Here is an 18323-nt window from a genome sequence, read left to right on the forward strand (position 1 = left end):
CCGAAGATGCCTGGCCAGCCCATCGCCATTAAGAGCACCGGTCTGGTGACCAGCGTGGGGCTCTCCGCCCCCGCCGCCTGTGCCGCCATTCGCGCCAAGATCAGCAACCCCACCGAGACCCGCTTCATGGGGAGCGATGGCGAGTGGATCATGGCGCATCAGGTGCCTCTGGAGCAGCCTTGGCGCGGCCGCACCAAGCTCGCCAAGATGGCCGCGATGGCGATCTCCGAGTGCCTCGACGGAGTCCCAAGCGAGGACTGGGGAAGCATCCCGCTTCTACTATGCGTCGCGGAGCACGAACGCCCCGGCCGGCTGGAAGGAATTGACGATCAGCTGTTTCTCGACATCGAGAACGAACTGGGCTCAGCGTTTGCCCCCGAATCGGTGCATATTGCCGCTGGACGCGTAAGCGTAGCCGTCGCTCTTTCCCAAGCGCGGAAACTGATTTACGCCAACAGTAAGCCGCGCGTGTTGCTCGCCGCAACCGACAGCCTACTCACCTGGTCTACGTTAAGCGCGTTCGAGCAAGAAAACCGCATCCTAACCCCAGGCAATTCGAATGGATTCCTGCCTGGCGAGGGCGCCGGGGCATTACTCGTCGGCCGACCTGATCACGGCGCAGAAATGCTCTGCACTGGCATCGGCTTCGGCGTGGAGAAGGCACACATCGACTCCGGCGCGCCCCTGCGCGCCGAGGGACTCGCCACCGCGATCAGATGCGCGCTCGGCGACGCCGGCTGTGAGATGCACGACCTCGACTTCCGGATAACGGACCTATCCGGCGAGCAGTACTACTTCAAGGAAGCTGCAATAGCCCTGTCACGCATCATCCGCCAGCGAAAGCAGGTGTTCGACATTTGGCATCCGGCCGAATGCATCGGAGAGGCAGGTGCCGCAGCAGGCATTGCGGTACTCACCGTCGCCAATGCCGCGTTCCACAAGGCGTACGCGGCTGGCCCACGCATCCTCGCTCACTACGCAAACGACTCCGGAGAACGATCCGCCAATGTCTTGAGTTTCAGGTGAAGGTAATGGCAAACGACGTCTTCGCAAACAACATGGAACTCTCGTGCAAGGCGGGTAGCGGCAAGTCTATCTGCTCATTCCCTGACGTTTGCTTTACCCCTCCAGAAAATCCTGCGACACCACCCGGCGTGCCAGTTCCTTATCCTAACACTGGTTTCACGAGCGATACGACTAGTGGAAGCAAAAGCGTTACGATAAGCGGACAGGAGGTAATGCTCAAGAACAAGTCGTACTTTAAGAAGAGCACCGGTGATGAAGCCGGATCTGCGGCTAAAAAGGGTGTTGTTTCGAGCGTAAACCGGGGAAAAGTCTATTTTACATCCTGGTCAATGGATGTGAAAATCGAGAGCGAAAACGCCGTTCGAAACCTTGATTTGACGACTCACAACCACGGCTCGCCCCCTAACACGGTGCCCTGGCCCTTTAACGACTCAATGGCTATGGCTCCCGGCGGTGCGTGCAATCAGCCTCCACCCAACGATTACGCAGATCAAGTAGACGCAAATTGTACCGCACCGCCGCATGAATGCTTCACCGCCGCCTGCTGCAAAGCCAGAAAATGCATGATGGTTCCGGGGTCTCTAAAACCAAATCATTGCTGCACAAGAAGCGGTAATCAAATGACTCCGCATCATGCGATTCCCGTAATGGATCATTACAGCGAAGAGGGCGCGCGTTCGCTCCCAGCAGGCCCCACCAAACAGTCAAAGAAAGTTCATGGCTGCAAAGGATATGATGAAGACAAAGCGCCTGCCATTTGTGTTTCAGGGCATGACCATGGTGCCCGGGAAGGTACCGGCAGATTAAAACAACATGGCAGAATAGGACGTGCATATACGCACATGAGAGATGAGTTAGAGGGAGATACTTACAAATACAAGGATGTAGCAGCGCCCACCGCGCAGACGATTGCGCACCACGTAGGTTGCAATAAAGAATGCATCCAGGCGCAGATGGACCAATACCACACCAAGAACTCAAAAGGCAACCTTCGCAAGAGCAAGAATCCGAGAAAAGAAGGCGAGAAGTACTACAGTGAAGCTATACCAGATGATTCACAATACTTTGACTACAGCTAGCTATGTTTCCGGCGAATAGCCGGTTCTGTAGGCTGATGCAGGGCGCCGACCAGATTTCCTAGGTCGTCATCCGCCTGCAAACACAATTTGACGTTACTCGCGGTTTTGGAGGCGCGCTATGGGAAGCCCTGCAGACGAATTGGCCAATGCATTATGCTTTAACGATGGTTATGTTCTCGACGCGCATCACATTTTTTTGGCTTCCCAGATACGGAAATACGCCCACATTGATGCATCACGCATCGCGGTTATAATTGATAATCAATGGAAGTACGCTGATTATGACAAGGATGCCCTTGTCTCGGTCGCGTGCAGGCATTCCGATGGGCTCGCATTCTTCCTTGGTTACAACGGCAATATTTTGGTTGGGGGTCGTCTAAGGCCAATTCACGAGTCATTAGGGGACTGCCGTAGGTATGGAAACGCATTGCGAATAAGGAACATCAGAGATGAGATATACGCATGCGGTATGTCGGGACAAGTGTATCGTCGCGAAGAGAACAAGTGGGTTCATATCGACTCAAAGATGCTTGGTACTGACGGCCTGGATTTCGAAGACATGGGAGGAACGGGTCGGGACGATATTTACGCTGTCGGAACATTCGGAAAAGTGTTGCACTTTGACGGAACGGAGTGGCAACAGAGGTATTTTCCAACGAACCTGTCTCTGTCTGGCATTAAGTGTGTCTCTAAAGAGGAAGTCTATATTTGCGGGGATAACGGAACTCTGTTTAGGGGAAGCGGTGATAGGTGGGAATACATCGGCGATCCTGAAGTAGAACACAACTTTTGGTCCGTGGAGATGTATTCAGGAGATTTGTTTGTATCCTACGAATCTGGGATACTTAAACATGATGGACGAGACTTTAGGGAAGTAGATTTCGGGCTTGGACGAGACGTCGACTGCCATCGTCTTCACGCAAACGACGGCGTGCTCTGGTCCTTTGGCGTAGATGACCTGCTTTGTTTCGATGGGCAAGGCTGGTCAGAAGTGATTTGCCCAATGAATGTGCCGTAGCCAAGGCGGAGCCAGAAATGGGGAGGAAGTCGTGTCGTCTTGGTTGCAAGTCTGCGTGAGTATGGGGCGCGAGTTACCTGCACCTCTGGCGAGACCGCACGAAGCAGCCTGAGCGAATTTGCCCAAGGCATCGCTCGCATCACTGGGAGACAGACCACGTTTACTCGCGCCAATCATGAAATACCAGCCCGGTGCGGCAGCCCATGTTAGCCAGCTCCCGCCAACCGATTCTGACGGTCATCCAACAGCATGCCGAAGAATCGGCAATCCTGCGTCATACCCGTTCGGTGCTGGTGCGGGCGCCGCACGTCAAGCTTCTCCACTTGGTGCGCCTCGACGAGCGAATCGCGGCGCATCTGGACGGAGTGGCGGTGGCCGGTGAATACGGTTCCAGCCTTTGCGATGCGGCGCTAGAGACGCCGGGGGCCGGCGAGGTCTTCGCGGCGGCAGTGGGTGCGATCGAGAGCAAGAGCGAGGCACGCCTAGACCGTCTTTTCGCGCTTGCGGAGACGCTTTCAGACGCGCGCCGCGGATTGCTCTCCGCCTTCGGCTGGGTATCGGCCGCTGACCTCCAAGGCATCGTCGCGGAACTTCTGGCGTCCGCAGTGCCGATGCGCCGAGAGGTCGGCATTGCCGCCTGCATCATGCACCGTCTCGACCCGGGTGCGACGCTCACCCGAGCAATCGAAGATCCCGATCCGAGTCTGCGTGCCCGGGCCTTGCGCGCCGCGGGGCAGGCTGGCCGACGCGATCTGATCTACGCCTGTTTAGGACGCTTGCTGGACGAGGATCCATGCGCGCGTTTCTGGGCCGCGGTGTCGTCGCTGCTGCTCGGGAATCGGGACCGTTCCCTGGATGTGCTGGCGGACCTCGCGGACAAACCCGGTCCCTGCCGCGCACACGCTCTGGAGTTGTGGCTTAAGGCAGTCGATCTGCCGAGCGGTCACGGTCGTCTCCAATCGCTGGCCAATGACCCCGCCAACCTGCGCCTGCTGATCCGCGGGGCCGGGTTGGCCGGCCAAGTGCACTACATACCCTGGCTCATCAAGCTCATGGCCGACGATGCGACCGCCCGCTTGGCGGGCGAGTCCTTCTCCACGATCACGGGGCTTGACTTGGCTTGGCTCGATCTCGAGCGCAATCCGCCAGAAGACTTCGATCCAGGGCCGACCGACGACCCCGAGGACCCGAATGTCGATCTGGATCCAGACGACAGCCTCCCTTGGCCGGACCCGGCCAAGATCCAGGCATGGTGGGATGCCAACGGGCCGCGCTTCCAACAGGGCACGCGCTATTTCATGGGCGAGCCGGTCAGCCTTGAGCATTGCCGCCGCGTGCTCCGCGAGGGCTACCAGCGCCAACGGCGCGCCGCAGCCGAGTATCTGTGCCTGCTGGCCCCGGGCACGCCGCTCTTCCCGATCGCCGCGCCGGCCTGGCGCCAAAGCCGCTGGCTCGCGGCCAGCAAGAACAGCCGCGCGCAAATTCCGTGAACATTAAGCCACCATTGGTCCACCAGTCTGGATCTGATTAGTCAGCGCCTCAAATTAATCGAGCGTTCGATGACGCATGAGTTGGCGTTCAAACGGGAGCAGGCGAAGGGTGCACCGAAAGAGCATCGTTTCCAGGCGCGCCAGTCGCTGAGTGATCGAGAAAGGCATCTCGTCCTGATCAGGGAGCAGGCCAATCGGGCAACGGCTCACCTGTTTCGTCTATACGGGATTTCCTTGACACCGACGAGCGCGGATATCCACAAGGGCGTGTTTCAGTTGGTCGATCACACGATGGACGAGTACAAGGCGTTTGCCGAAGCGGCTCCACCTTAGCCCTTGCCAAGCTGATCGTTCACCATTCTGTTCAGGCTGACGTTGGCCTCCGCCGCGCGGATGGCGAGACGACGGTGCAGTTCCGGCGTGGTACGAACTTGGAAACGTCCGGAGTAGTGCCGGTCCGCGATCGGCTTGGGGGGCGTTTCGCCGCTGTCCTCCATGTCCGAGACGACGTCCGCGACGAGCGCGACAATCCCCTGTAGAGCCGATACCTGGTTTTCATCTAGGTGGGAGAGGCTCGGGAACTCGGCGCAGAGTCCGATGAACTCCTGATCCTCTTCGGACCAAACGACGCGATAGGCGTAGTGTTTTGCGGCAACCATTTTCGATCTTCTCGATGGCAGCAAGGATCTGCTTGGACCTGATAGGGCTTGGCTTTTCCGCTCTTGTCTTGAATGTTGACGCGTGGATCGCCGAGCCAGGGTGTCCTGAAAATCGGATGGCTGCCTGATTGTCGCGGCTGACCGAAGGAGTGCTCGCAGAGCTTCGCCAGTTCTCGAAAGGCGACACCGCTCGGATTGCGAGGCCAGGCGACCCGTGATGGCAGGTCTGGCCTATTTATAGCTGCCCCTTTCGTTTGGCGGTGCACCACCATCCGATCCATGGTCACGGTAGCCGGCCGATGAGCTGCGCTTATTTGCCCTCGGTGTTGAGGTTAGGGCGGGGGAGGATGGGTTTCGCTGCGCTCTACCCATCCTCTCGGTGCATATCGCCTGGTCTGGGGTCGGAGCGCGGTGAATCGGTCGGAACGGCATGGGTCAAAGCTGCTATTTCGCGACCATCTCCACGCGCCGGTTCTTGGCGCGTCCGTCTTCGGTTGTGTTGGCCGCGACGGGGGACAAGCTGGCCACGCCCATGGGCGTGAGTCGGTCCGGGGTGATCTGGAAGTCGGTCGCCAATGCCTGCACCACGGCGTTCGCGCGTCGCTTCGAGAGGTCCATGTTGTAATCAAGGCCGCCCGTGTTGTCGGTATGTCCGACGATGTAGACGCCGAGGTCGGGCTGTTCACGCAACAGCTTCGCCATTTCAGACAGTTGTGGCTCGGATTCGGGACGGATCGTCGCCTGGTCGAAGTCGAAGTAGATGCCGTAGAGGGCGATCCGTCCGGCGTCGGAGAGACCACGGTCCAGCTCGGCAGCATCCAGGAGGATCATGCGGTCCTGCATCGGCGTGGTCAGAACTTCCTCCAGGAAGATGGCGACCCGCTTGCCGGCAGCGGGCTCGACATAGTTGTCCTGATAGGCGGCGAAGATGAAGAGATAGGCATCCGTGTCGCCCCCGGTCCGCTTGGCGACCAAGGCTTGCGGATCCTGCACGGAGGCTCCTGAATACACGTTCTTGAGCATGTTGTTGTCGGTCAGCTTCTTGCCACGGGTTTCGTCGACATAAAAATCCGCGATCTTTGCGCCGCACTCTCGAAACCCCGAGCATTGGAAGATGGGTTGGTAGTCGAGCGTATCGAGGGAGTGCCGGTAATTCCGGATGACTTCGAGCGCGCTCGCGTCGTGAGGGGCGAGATAGAGGATGCGGGTACGCCGGCCCTCGCGTGCGAGCGAATCGCGCCAGAAGCGAACGGCGGGATCGGGATCCCATGGGCCGGTCGGGATGTCGCTTCGGTCAAACTCGCTGAAGCGGTAACCGATGATGACGGTGTTTGCAAAGCGTGGGATGCCGGCGATGTCGCTTGATCCCGGTAGGTCTTTGGTCAGGTCTCGAGTCCAGGCGGGTTCCGCCATCGTCGAGATCAAGCAGACGAGTAGAATCAAATAATAAGTGTTGCTGCGCATGTGAACCTTATTCCCCGACTAAATCGGTTATGGAATTTTGCGGAAGTCGCCTAGGTGTCCCGATTGCGCATGCCCGGAAGAACTTACGGGCTGTGCGTGCGAATAAATTCGCACCTACACGCCGGCCGTTCCTTCCCCGGAAAGCACCTGATATATACCTCAAGAATAGCACTGATTTTCTGGATGCCGAACCAATCCGCCAGGCTGAGCGGAAGTTCGGTTGCTACCATTACTGTGTTCTTTGCGCAGGGCCGGTCGGGGGTCTACTCTGGGGAGGGCGGACTTCGATGTCGGAAGGCGCGCTCAGGAACTTGGCTTTCTCGCAACCTCTTCCATCCGAGTCTTGATCACTGCAGATGCCGACCAACGACGAAACCGTTTTCGTTCCTCGCGGCAGAGTGTCGAGACCTTCTCTTCCCCCGATCGAGGTCGAGTATCCGGATGCGCGCGGCATCCCCTGTCGAAGCCATTACAACCAGGCGGTCTTGATTGGGCGGGGCGATGACTGCGGACTGCGTATTCTGCACGCCGAGGTCAGTCGTCATCATCTGGCGATCTTTCCCGAGGGGGGACGCTGGTGGGCACGTGATCTCGGAAGCAGCAACGGTACCCTGATCGACGGGCGGGCGATCGACAAGATCCCGCTTGAAGGAACCATGACCTTGGCGCTCGGACCCGGGGGGCCGCGTATCAAGTTGATCCAGCCGAAGGCGCAGCCGGAGGAGCAGGCGTCCGGGTCGTTGGAGCAGATTGCCAAGCACTACTTCCAGGATGACCCACCGGGCGGGGCCGGCGAGCACACCCTAATGGTACGCAAGGCGTTCCGGGATCTGCGGCGCCGGCAGCGTGCAGTCTATGTCGGACTCATCGGGGCGGTCGTCCTGCTTCTGGTCGCGGTCGGCGGTTTCGCCTTGTTTCAGCATCAGCAATTGGAGCAGACGGCTCGGCTGGCAAACGACATCTTTTACGACATGAAGGAGTTGGAGCTCCAAGTCGTCAATCTGGAGGTCAGCATCGGCGAGGAGGCATCCGCCGAACTGCAGGCGCAGGTGGCGGAGTCGAAACGTCGCCTTGCGGCCATGCGCGAGCGCTACGACGCCTTCGTCGAGAAGGTCCAGGCGGCCAGGCCTGTGCCGCTGAACTCCGAAGACAAGATCATTCTGCATATCGCTCGCGTCTTCGGCGAGACCGAGGTGGATGTGCCCGACGACTTTACCGCGGAGGTGAAGTCCTACATCCGCAAGTGGCAATCCTCTCCGCGGCTCGTCCGTGCGATTCGGCGTCTCAACGAGAACGGGTATGCCCCGACCATTCAGCGCGCACTGACCGAGCAAGGGCTGCCGCCGCAGTTCATCTATCTGGCGCTGCAGGAGAGCAATTTTCAGCCTCAGATCGTCGGGCCACCCACCCGCTACGGCCGCGCCAAGGGGATGTGGCAGTTCATCCCCGAAACGGGTAAGCGCTATGGTCTACAGCCTGGGCCGCTGCAACACCTCGGTGAGTATGACCCCGCAGATCAGCGGCACGATTTCGCCAAGTCGACCCTGGCCGCCGCCAAGTATCTGAAGGACATCTATCGGACCGACGCCCAAGCCTCGGGCCTGTTGGTCATGGCTTCTTATAACTGGGGAGAGGGCAACATCATCAAGCGGGTGCGGCAGATGCCGGCGAATCCTCGCGAGCGCAATTTCTGGCAACTGCTGCGCCAGCACAAGATCCCGAAAGAGACCTACGACTATGTCTTCTATATCGTCTCCGCGGCGGTGATCGGGGAGAATCCCGCGTTGTTCGGATTCGACTTCGAGAACCCTTTGGCGCCCTGATTCGCGTCCGGATGCGCGCCGAATGATGCGGCAGGCGATGCGAGGTGCTCGGGCCGGAGCAATCTTGTTGTTGGGGGTTTTTTTCGAGGGTTGTGCAACGCATCCGGATAGGCCGGCCGACGAGATTGCGGCTTCGCATGGATTGACCCGCGAGATGGTTTCGGGTCACGGGTTCGATCATCGGATTTATCGACGACCGGCATTGCCGGCCGGCTCCAATCGCGCGAAGGGGATGCATGTCTATCTTGAGGGCGATGGCCGGCCTTGGGAGACACGATATCGGATCGCGCATGACCCGACGCCGAGAAACCCGCTCGCGCTCAAGCTCATGGTGCGCGACCCGGCTCCGGTGTTGTATGTCGGGCGACCCTGTTATCAGGGGTTTGCTCAGGCCGAAGGGTGCCGCCCAGAACTCTGGACACATGAGCGTTATGGCTCGGAGGTGGTCGAGAGCATGGTGGTGGCCATCGAGCACATCTTGACGCCGTCGGAGCGACCGCCGATCACACTGATCGGCTACAGCGGCGGCGGCGTCCTTGCCATGCTGATCGCGGAGCGGTTGGACGGCGTCGAGCGCGTGATCACGGTCGCCGCCAATCTGGATATCGATGTCTGGGCGGACCACCACGGCTACAGTCGGTTGGCTGGATCGCTGAATCCGGCCCGGAAAGGATCTCTTGACCCGCGAATCCGGCAGATCCATCTCTTCGGAGATCTCGATCGTCAGGTCCCTCCCTGGACCATCGAGCGTTTCCGTGCGGGCAATCCCGACGCAACCTTCAAGAGCATCCCGGGTTTCGACCATCGCTGCTGCTGGTTCGAGCATTGGCCGTGGATCCTGGGCGAGGCTGTACTCCACTCGCCTCGATAGGCGAGGGGGGCAGAGCCGAACGGGTGCAGCTCAAAACTCCATCCGAATGCCCGCCGTCACGTTGTACTCGCTGTAGTCCTCCATGCCGAGCGAGGTCTGGAAGCTCACGAAGGCGACACGTCCTTGGCCGAACTGGGCACCGAGTCCGACGCCGAGACGGATGAGATCCGTGTCCAGTGCATCCGTGGGCAAGGAAAATCCAAATCGGTTCGGGTCGTGTGCGAAATACCCCTGCACCTCGTCGTCGCCCTTCTCGAACTCATGCTCCCACTCGATCCAGCCCTGCGGGATGAGCACGGCCTTCTGCAGGCTGATCGAGCGCGAGATCTGTGCGCCCAGGATACTGACGAAGGAGACGGCATCCTGCCCGCGAATGACCAAGTCGAGTCCACTCGCTCCGCGTTCCCGATAGTCATCAAGCGATGCGCTTGTATACCTCACCCTGCCGTACATATCGATGATATTACCTCCCCGGATCAGGTCGTAACCCGCTCCGAAGAGCAAGGAATACTGACTGCCGTCGAAGTTGGCCTTGGCTTGCCTTGAACCACCGAGGAGGCTGTAGGCGATGTTGCGGTCTTGATCGTAGGTGTCCCAACCGTAGGTGGCCGAGCCCTCCAGATAGAAGTTGTCGGTGGGGTAGTAGGTGCCGTAAAGCGACAGGCTCCAGCTATCGCCGTTGAGGCTACCGCCGGCGGCATCGATGTCGACCTTGGTGCTCGCGAACCCCAAGGCCGCGCCGAGGATCAATCCATCCGTGAAGCGATAATCCGCGCCCGCGGTCAACCCGAGGGTGTCGAACGTGAAGCCGTCTTCGTTGATGGTTTTGTTTTTGGAGCCCCACTGGACATCGCCCGTGATGAAGATGCCCAGACGCTCGAAAGGCCATGCGTCGTCGGCACTGGCGGCGCCTCCGGATTCGACCCCTTGTTTGATCGCGCTCGCCAGCAGTCCCCCTTGAATGGTTTGATCGCCGATGCCGACCGAGAGTCCGCGCAGACTGATACCGCGCGCGCCGCTTCGCAGCGCGGAGAGCCGCTCGGTGAGATTGTCGACCTGGACGGACGAGATCTGAGTGATGAGCTTGCGGGGCGCACTGGCCTGCTCCGGGGTCAAGGCCACGACGCCCTGAACCACGGCTCCCGGGTTTGTTCCGGAGTTGGCGATGAGCGTTCTGCACTGGTTGAGCAAATCCTGCTCGCCCGACGTCAGCGTGCCCTGCTGACCACGCGTGTTGAGTGCGGGACAGAGCGCGTCGAGGGCTCCCGCCACCGAGCGTTGGCCCGGGCTCATTCCGGGAAGATCCGCAAGCGGGGCGGAGGCGACGGCGTTGAATGCGGCCGAGAGCGCAATGCCCTGCGCGCTCAAGGTCGCACGGACGGCATACTGCGTTTGGTCGCCCGGTGTCAGTACGGTGCTGGCTTCTCCCGAGGCATTCGTGGTCGACTGGGTCGTCGAGAGGCTGCCGTCGCCCTGAACGATTTCCCAGAGCACGACTAGGCCAGCCACACCGCCGGCGCTGTTGGTCGCGCGCACGACGAAGGGCTGCAAAGACTGACGCGAGGTGGCGAGTTGATCGTTGCCGGAAACGACGGTCAACGCGAGAGGCAAGCCCGCCCGACCGGTAATGGAGAGCGTCGCCGATGCCGGCGTGCCGATGACATAGCCCTCTCCGGGCTGGAGGCTCGCCGTCAATTCGGTGTCGGGACTGCCCTGTTCGCCGGATATCGGGATAACACCGATGGGGGCGCTGGCCTGACCCGCAAGGACCCGAACCGTGCCCGAGAGCGGTTCGAAGTCAACACCCGGGGTGGCGCTACCGCTCAGGTTATAGAAGATCGTGACATCCTCGCCTGCCGGTCTGGACAGGTTGACGATGTATTCGCCGCGCGTTGCGGTTTCTTTGGACGCATTCGACACTGCCGTAATACTGGCTTCCGGCAATGCGGGACGACCACGAATGACGACGGTCGCGGATGCGGGAGCGCCGACGGCATAGCCCTGCCCGGGCTGAACAGTGACAATCAGATCGGCGTCGGGATCTCCTGGATTGCCGGGGAGCGGGGTGACGCTGATCGTGGCACTGCTCTGTCCGGCAGGGATCACGAGCGTTCCGGGGAGCGGTGCGAAATCGACCCCGGCAACGGCGCTGCCGCTCAGGCTGTAGGTGACCGTGACGCCGCCTTCTCCTGCAGGACTCGATAAGCTGACGAGGAACTCGCCGGGATCGAGCGTCTCCTTCGATGCGTCGGGGTCACTCGCCTCGATGCTCGCGATCAGGGTGCTGTCCAGGATTGTCATGGTTGCGGACGCGGCGCAGGTGGTCGGCGGCGCTTCGAAACCGGGGATGCTGCAGGTTGAGCTGCCGAGGACGACCGTCTCGTCTCCTTCGACGAGATCGTCGGCGAGCGGATCGATCCTGACCAAGGCCGTCCCGGAGGCCTGTCCGAACTCGCAGTCAGGGGTTTGCAGGGTCATCGGCACCGAGACGAGGTTGCCGGTAGCACCGGTTGCAAGATAATCGACACCGAATATGGCGCTGCCCCCGAATGCGACGGAAACCTCGACGGTGGATTCGTTCAGGAAACACGGAAAATCCGGGTCGGTGACTTGGATGATAAAGTTACCGGGCTCTCCGCCTTCCTGAATGCTGGACGGATCCGCGGTGATCGTCGTCGTGGGCGCCGCGGTCGCCTGCGTGAGCGGCATGGATCCCGCGATCAGCAGTAGGCCCGCGAGTAGGAAGCGCGAGACGCAAGACCGTCCCGAGCCGATACCGGGCGAAGCGTCCGATCCGTCGTGATGCCCTGGTTGTCCCCAATTCAAGCGCGCGCAGTTCCCCGTCGACATGACGTTTGCCCCCTCTTTTTAACGAACCGATGTCTCTCGGTGATCCTGGATCCGGCAGTTGAACGGCCCCCGGGCACGTCCCGCGCGGTGTCCGGCAAGGCGTAACGAGGCGGCGTAGTGGTTCTACGCCAACGAGTTGCAACGCAGTCGGGCGCCGCGCGGGGCGTGCCCGGGGGTCGTAGCGGCCATCACCCGGCCGGTGATCCCTCGGATGAACGCGATCGTCGAGGCAGTCAAACCGTTGCATGAAGCACGAAGCGGTCAACTGCCGGATCTAGGATCACTGTTGCGCCATCACAGGTGCGGCGACCTCCAGCACCCGCTCCAAACCCTCTGCGGCGACACGCTGCGTCTCGGCTTCTTGCGTGAGCGCGACATATTGGTCGATCAAGCGGCGATCGGCACGGATCACCGGCTTGGCCTGATCCATGAGCCGGGTCTCCCGACTTCGGAGCACGATGTCCTCTTTTGCTCGATCACGCGCGGTCTCGGCGCGGATCAGCTCCTGATTGCGTGTCTGCGCAACCGCCGTGATCTGTGAGAGCTCCTGTCGAGCGGGCTGGACCACGTCCGGCCTCACGGGCGAGACGCGTTCGATGCCGGGCTGCCCGGCGAGCTCGGCGGAGGGCGCTTGCGTCGCCGCGACCGGGGCTCGGGAGGGCGGGGCCGGGCGCGGCGGGGCGGGGCGAGGGGCAGACTCGCCGGTGCGCCGTTTCGCCTCCGCCACGGCTTGCGAGAGATAGACGATCCTGTCCTTTTGAAGGCCGGCGGCCTGACGAAACCAGTCGAGGGCCTCGACCGGATCCCGCTGCACGCCCAGACCTTTTTCGTAAAGTGCGCCGAGCCGAAGCTGGGCCCGCGGCGAGCCCTGGACGGCGGCCTTCCGATACCATTGCGCCGCCGTCGCGTAGTCGGGCGCGCGCCCCAACCCGCGCTCGAAGATCTCGCCCACATAGGTTTGCGCGGTGGGATCCCCCTGTTCGGCAGCGAACTTCCAAACGGCCAAGGCGGTGTCGAAGTCGGCGCGGTCGAAGAGGACGTATTGGCCGCCGAGGATCTCGCAGTCACTGATGGTTTGCTTGACGGGGCGAGGGCGACCGACCCAGGTGATGGTCGCCCCCATCCTGCGCAACCGTCCGGGCAACAGGCAATCGACGACGGTGAGATCTTCCAGCTGGGCGATGACATAGCCGGTTGCGCCCGGGGCGTCGGCCGTCCCGGAGACTTGTCCGTAAACGGCGGACGGGTCGGTGCCCGAGCCGGTGGTCGCACAACCGCCGACGAGCAGCGTGATCACGGCGGCAATTGCGCCCGCCGAGCCGCGAGGGAAGACATCTGTAAGCGACCGGATGCGCTTCATTCGTCTGCACTCCCGTGAGTGGTTACGCTCGCTCGGCCTTCCCACGGGCGATTGGTCGCCAGGACGCGGAAGCCGATCGTATTGAGACCCAAATTCGAAGGTAGTCCATCACGCGCGGCCGAGCGAGCCAAGGCCGGCGAGGTCAGCCACGAACCGCCCCGGATGACGATGGGAGCCGGGCCGCGTCGCTGTGTCGCATCCAGGCATTTGGCTTGGCCTCCGCCATACACAGGATCATAGACCGAACATGTCCATTCCGCGACATTGCCGAGCATGTCGTGAAGTCCGAACAGGTTTGGTTGAAAGGTCGCGACCGGCGCGGCGTAGAGATGGCCATCGAGACACTCTGATCTTGCGCCTTCGATGCGTCGTGTCTCTTCTGCGCCGGTAAGCACGGTCTCATCGGCGGTGTTTGCGAAATCGCATGACACCTCGAGGTTGTCGCCCCAATGGCGGCTGGTCGTCGTGGTGGCCCTCGCCGCGTATTCCCATTCCAGCTCGGTCGGCAAACGGTACTCGCGGCCGGTTTGCTCGCCGAGCCACTCGGCATAGGCTCGGGCGTCGTTCCAGGTCACGCAGACGACCGGATGTTCTCGCGTGACCGGATAGCCGGGCTGCTCCCAGGACAGGCTCAGGTCGGCGACGAGCTCGACTCCTTCATCGTCGATACGCAGACAAGCACTCTCGCGATCGGCCTCGGTGCGATAGCCGACGGCCCGAGTGAATTCCGAGAACTGTTCGATGGTGATCTCGGTCCGGCTCATTGCGAAGGGCTCGTCGACCGCGGCCGCGTGCAGGCGTTCATCGCTGTTGCGGCCGTCCTCGTCGACCGGCGAGCCCATCGCGAACTCGCCGGCAGGAATTCCGATCATGCTCGGCCCTGACCCTCCCGAATTCAGGCGATCGGAGAAGCGCTGATGCGGGGCGAATGGCTCGACGGCAGGTGCGGGAATCGGCGCCGGCTTGGTTTCGGCGACATCGCGATCCTTGGATGTCGGCTCGGGCTCCGTGCGAAGCGGCGCGTCCTCGGGTTGTCGCGAGGACCCCTCGATGGCTGCCCGTTCGGCTTCCTCGTCCGATCGGTGTTCCGTCCACCAGTACCAGGCGGAAGCCCCGGCGGCGACTGCGAGCACCAGGGTCGCGAGGATCCATACCCGGATCCGGCGCGGCGGTGGAAGGCCGGCCTCGACCGCGACCGCCCCGGTGGCTTGACTGGATGTCGGCGTCCTCGGCGTCCCCGCCGATGACGCCGAGAATCGGGTGACCTCCGTCGCCGAGACCGTGGGCAGCACCACCGTCGCATCTTCCGCGGCAGGCAGATCGGAAAGCAGTTGCGCTCGCCATGCGTTCACGGACTGTGGGCGGTCTTCCGGCTTGAGCGCGCAGGCGGCATCGATGGCCTGCAGGAAGGCGTCCGGGTAGCGCCCGCGGCAGAGCTCGGCCGCGGGCTCCTGGATGTGGCCGAGCAGTTGTTCCGAGGCGCTCTTGGGCGTCACTCCCGTCACCGCCCGGTACAGGGTGGCCCCAAGTCCGTAGATGTCGGTCCAGGGCCCCTGGTCTCCGCCCGGATAGTGCTGCTCCATGGCTGCATAGCGAGGCGTGTAGGTGGTGAATACCGAGGTCTCCCCGCTCAGGGCGACGTTGCGGGCCGCGCCGAAGTCGATCAGGACCGGGGATCCGTCAGGGCGGATCAGGATGTTCGCAGGCTTGATGTCGCGGTGCAGGACGTTCGCCGCATGGACCCGCTCCAGACCATCGAGCAGCGGCGCGACGATCGGGCGCAACTCCTCGAAGGTCAGGGTCCCGCGTTCCTCCAGTAGATCCGATAAAGGTTGCCCCCGCTCGAATTCCATGAACATGTAGGCGCTGCCGTTCGCCTCGCGATAGCGGGTAACGCGCACGATGTTGCGATGGGGGACCGGGCGCGCCAGGCTCCAGAGCGTGCGTGCTTCTTGGAGGAATCGGTCGCGAGCCCAGTTGAACGCGTCTGCGGTGGCCGGCGACAGCGGCGCGATCTGACCATCGGCGTCCCGCCGCGCGAGCTCGGTCGGCAGGAATTCCTTGATCGCGACCGTCTCGTCGAGGTGGACGTTCTCGCACTCGTAGACGATGCCGAAGTTCCCCGCGCCCAAGACGCGAGTAACCCTGAACTCGTCGATCATTGCGCCGACAGGGATGGTCTGTTGATCTGTTTGTGTCACGATAGGGCCCGTATTAAACGCATGGTCCTCGAACGGAGCGGATGGTGATGGCCTCAAGCTGTTGCAGCGCCGCCGCGAGCGATCCGCACCGGAGTGTGATGGACGATGGGCGAGGTTGCGAAATTCGATGCGCGGCGAATTTTTCGGATGTTTTTGGAGCCGGTTGACCGACTCGACTATACTCGGTCTCGTGTCGTCGGATCATCTTCCGGCTATGAACCATCAACCTTAAATGACGTATGGTCTTCTGCGATGCGTGATGCGATGACTCAAGGGGTACAGCATCGTGACGAGACGTTCGGGACTCTGTTCTCGCGGGGATTCGCGGCATGGAGTTGACGCTTCGCCTCATCGATCGCAGCGGCCATGCCGGCGCTCCGATGGAGCTTCGAATGAACTCCGGCGCCGCGACCATTGGCCGCGCGCGTGACAATGACTTGGTTCTCGATGATCCGGAGCGCGTCGTTTCGGGCAGGCATGCATTGATCGAGGTTCGCGACACGGGTGTCTGGATCACGGATACCAGTCGCAACGGGACCTTTCTCAATCAGTCCACCGAGCCGTTGCCGACGCATCAGCCCATGACCCTGCAGAACGGCGACCGTCTCGCCATCGGCGCTTACGAGCTTCTCGTGAGCATCGCCTCTGCAGCTCCGGAAACGGCCAAGCGCGATCGCGATCCCTTCGATGACATCGCAAGCAGTGCGTTGCCCGGTCTGTCCAAGCCCGGTCCCCGCACCGACATCCTGGATCTATTGAATCCGGGCGATGCCGCAGAGCCGCGCAGCGACAGCCTCGATGCGGCGACACCGCACCTGGTGGACGATCCTTTTGCCGATGCATCTCCACTGGATTCGCGGCTTGCAGCGGCGCCGAAGGATGCTCATCCCAAAGGCGCGTCTCACCAAACGCCTGTCGAGAGTGTCTTTTTTCGCCCCCCCGAGATCCAATCCATCCCGGACGACTACGACATACTGAACGATGTCTGGGCCGCTCCTCCCGAGGATGTGTCGCCGAACGACAACTCAGCCTCGTCGGCGCCGCCGGCAAGTCCGCCGCCAGCATGCCCGCAGGAGTCTTCGGCGGACGCTGTCGAGCCGCAACGCCCCGTTCGCTCTGGGCCCGTCTCCGAGGACGATCCATTCTCGCGAGCAGTTCCCGCTGCGCAGGCGACGAGTCCGTCACCTGCGCACACCCCGCCTGCCGACGCGCGCTCGAACGCCGACACACGGCCGCAGGGGCAGGAAGCGCTCGGCTCGGACGCGGCAGCCCTCGTGGATGCCTTCGTCGAAGGGCTCGGGGTGGGTGACGGCGCGCGTGTGGGGCAGCCCGAGGAATTTCTGCGCAACGCAGGAACTCTCCTCAGAGCCTTGGCGGCGGGCCTGACCCTGACGATGATGGGGCGTGCCCAATTCAAGAGTGAGCTGCGCTTGGGGGTGACCACCATTCGGCCGGCGGAGAACAACCCCTTCAAGTTCTCGGCCGATCCCGACGACCTTCTGGATCGGCTGCTGTTTCGCCCGAGCCCCGGTTTCCTGCCGGCCGTACCCGCCGCGCGCGAGGCCTTCGACGATATTCGTGCGCACGAGATGGCGATGACGGCCGGACTCCAGGCCGCATTGCGCGCGCTCCTCGCACGTTTCGAGCCCGCCGAGCTCGAGCGCCGATTGACGGCCCGATCACGACTCGAAGAGATGCTCCCGATGGTGCGCAAGTCCCGATATTGGGATCTCTTCACCGAGGCTTACGAGGAGGTAGCCGCGGATGCGGCGGAGGATTTCATGCGCCTCTTCGGCGACGCCTTTACGAAGGCGTATCAGGAGCAGATCCAACGCCTCGATCAGGCACGCGGACGACAGCGCGCCTGACCTGTTGCAGACCGGGCGCGATCCGCTGCCCGGCCGGCCGGTCGATCTGGATGATCGGTCGTGTTGCTCGACCGTTCGGGTTCATCCGCCAAGAGGGTAACGAGAATGACCCACCTGTTCCCGCCTCGACCGCAGCGCCGCACCGTCTCCGTGCTCGGTGTCTGGATCCTGATCATCGGCATCGGTCTGCTCACCGGTTGCGCCGGGAAGGAGGAGAAGCCTGCACCCATGCTGAGCCTGGAGATCGAAGCGACCGCCGACGTGAATCGCGGACCCGGCGGCAATCCGCTGCCGGTGGTCGTGCGGATCTATGCGCTCAAGGGGCAGGGCACCTTCATGACCGCGGACTTCTACAGCCTGTTCGACAACGAGTCGGCAGTGCTGGGGCCGGATCTGATTGCGCGCGAGGAACTGACCCTGAGGCCCGGAGAACGTCGGGAGATCACCCGGCCGTTGAATCCCGAGGCGGCCTACATCGGCGTGGTGGCGGCCTATCGCGACATCGATCGCAGCCGCTGGCGCGCCGCGACCGCGCTCATTCCGGATATGAGCAATGCCATCCGGATCGTCGTTGCCGCAGAGGCCATCTCGGCCTATCCCCGATAGGAGTCGCT

The 18323-nt window shown here is 62.0% G+C and carries 14 protein-coding genes; 9 read left to right on the forward strand and 5 right to left on the reverse strand.

Features of this window, described 5'->3' with window-relative positions; genetic code table 11:
• Positions 1-6 precede the first annotated feature (6 nt).
• The 5 genes from BDD21_RS18680 (at position 7) to BDD21_RS18700 (ending at position 4946) form a co-directional block, all read left to right on the forward strand.
• The gene (locus BDD21_RS18680) at positions 7-1026 is read left to right on the forward strand and encodes a hypothetical protein (RefSeq protein ID WP_120798441.1); all 1020 of its coding nucleotides are present in this window, start codon (positions 7-9) and stop codon (positions 1024-1026) included.
• A 5-nt stretch (positions 1027-1031) separates the two neighbouring features.
• Positions 1032-2105: a PAAR-like domain-containing protein gene (locus BDD21_RS27960; RefSeq protein ID WP_170164818.1), complete on the forward strand. Its 1074-nt coding sequence runs from the start codon at positions 1032-1034 to the stop codon at positions 2103-2105.
• A gap of 118 nt (positions 2106-2223) precedes the next feature.
• Positions 2224-3123: a WD40/YVTN/BNR-like repeat-containing protein gene (locus tag BDD21_RS18690; RefSeq protein WP_120798442.1), complete on the forward strand. Its 900-nt coding sequence runs from the start codon at positions 2224-2226 to the stop codon at positions 3121-3123.
• A 203-nt stretch (positions 3124-3326) separates the two neighbouring features.
• The gene (locus BDD21_RS18695) at positions 3327-4613 is read left to right on the forward strand and encodes a TIGR02270 family protein (RefSeq protein ID WP_120798443.1); all 1287 of its coding nucleotides are present in this window, start codon (positions 3327-3329) and stop codon (positions 4611-4613) included.
• A gap of 69 nt (positions 4614-4682) precedes the next feature.
• The gene (locus BDD21_RS18700; RefSeq protein ID WP_120798444.1) at positions 4683-4946 is read left to right on the forward strand and encodes a hypothetical protein; all 264 of its coding nucleotides are present in this window, start codon (positions 4683-4685) and stop codon (positions 4944-4946) included.
• Here the strand turns inward: BDD21_RS18700 and BDD21_RS18705 are convergent.
• Together BDD21_RS18705 and BDD21_RS18715 are read right to left on the reverse strand one after the other, a co-directional pair.
• Positions 4943-5272 carry a type II toxin-antitoxin system HicB family antitoxin gene (locus tag BDD21_RS18705; protein WP_120798445.1) on the reverse strand — a complete coding sequence of 110 codons (330 nt, stop codon included), beginning with the start codon at positions 5270-5272 and terminating at the stop codon, positions 4943-4945. The two genes, BDD21_RS18700 and BDD21_RS18705, sit on opposite strands and share 4 nt — an antisense overlap.
• A gap of 444 nt (positions 5273-5716) precedes the next feature.
• Positions 5717-6736 carry an OmpA family protein gene (locus BDD21_RS18715; RefSeq protein ID WP_120798446.1) on the reverse strand — a complete coding sequence of 340 codons (1020 nt, stop codon included), beginning with the start codon at positions 6734-6736 and terminating at the stop codon, positions 5717-5719.
• A 398-nt stretch (positions 6737-7134) separates the two neighbouring features.
• On the opposite strand from BDD21_RS18715, the gene BDD21_RS18720 reads away from it, so the two are divergent.
• Together BDD21_RS18720 and BDD21_RS18725 are read left to right on the forward strand one after the other, a co-directional pair.
• On the forward strand, positions 7135-8559 hold the full coding sequence (locus tag BDD21_RS18720) for a transglycosylase SLT domain-containing protein (protein ID WP_170164819.1): 1425 nt from the start codon (positions 7135-7137) through the stop codon (positions 8557-8559).
• Between the two features lie 232 nt (positions 8560-8791).
• Positions 8792-9430 carry a lipase family protein gene (locus BDD21_RS18725; RefSeq protein ID WP_170164820.1) on the forward strand — a complete coding sequence of 213 codons (639 nt, stop codon included), beginning with the start codon at positions 8792-8794 and terminating at the stop codon, positions 9428-9430.
• A 30-nt stretch (positions 9431-9460) separates the two neighbouring features.
• Here the strand turns inward: BDD21_RS18725 and BDD21_RS18730 are convergent, their stop codons facing one another.
• The 3 genes from BDD21_RS18730 to BDD21_RS18740 all read right to left on the reverse strand — a co-directional run bounded on the left by BDD21_RS18730 (position 9461) and on the right by BDD21_RS18740 (position 15841).
• Positions 9461-12139, reverse strand: a complete 2679-nt coding sequence (locus BDD21_RS18730) for an autotransporter family protein (RefSeq protein WP_211335098.1) — start codon at positions 12137-12139, stop codon at positions 9461-9463.
• 421 nt (positions 12140-12560) lie between these two features.
• Positions 12561-13640, reverse strand: a complete 1080-nt coding sequence (locus BDD21_RS18735; RefSeq protein WP_120798450.1) for a tetratricopeptide repeat protein — start codon at positions 13638-13640, stop codon at positions 12561-12563.
• The gene (locus BDD21_RS18740; protein WP_120798451.1) at positions 13637-15841 is read right to left on the reverse strand and encodes a bifunctional serine/threonine-protein kinase/formylglycine-generating enzyme family protein; all 2205 of its coding nucleotides are present in this window, start codon (positions 15839-15841) and stop codon (positions 13637-13639) included. The genes BDD21_RS18735 and BDD21_RS18740 overlap by 4 nt, the downstream gene beginning before the upstream one ends.
• Positions 15842-16170: 329 nt before the next feature.
• On the opposite strand from BDD21_RS18740, the gene tagH reads away from it, so the two are divergent.
• Together tagH and tssJ are read left to right on the forward strand one after the other, a co-directional pair.
• Positions 16171-17709 (forward strand): type VI secretion system-associated FHA domain protein TagH, encoded by a 1539-nt coding sequence (gene tagH, locus BDD21_RS18745; protein ID WP_120798452.1) that lies wholly within the window; start codon positions 16171-16173, stop codon positions 17707-17709.
• A gap of 105 nt (positions 17710-17814) precedes the next feature.
• The gene (tssJ, locus tag BDD21_RS18750; protein WP_120798453.1) at positions 17815-18315 is read left to right on the forward strand and encodes a type VI secretion system lipoprotein TssJ; all 501 of its coding nucleotides are present in this window, start codon (positions 17815-17817) and stop codon (positions 18313-18315) included.
• The last annotated feature ends 8 nt before the right edge of the window (positions 18316-18323 follow it).

Origin of the sequence: Thiocapsa rosea, from assembly GCF_003634315.1 — a bacterium.
GTDB lineage: Bacteria > Pseudomonadota > Gammaproteobacteria > Chromatiales > Chromatiaceae > Thiocapsa > Thiocapsa rosea.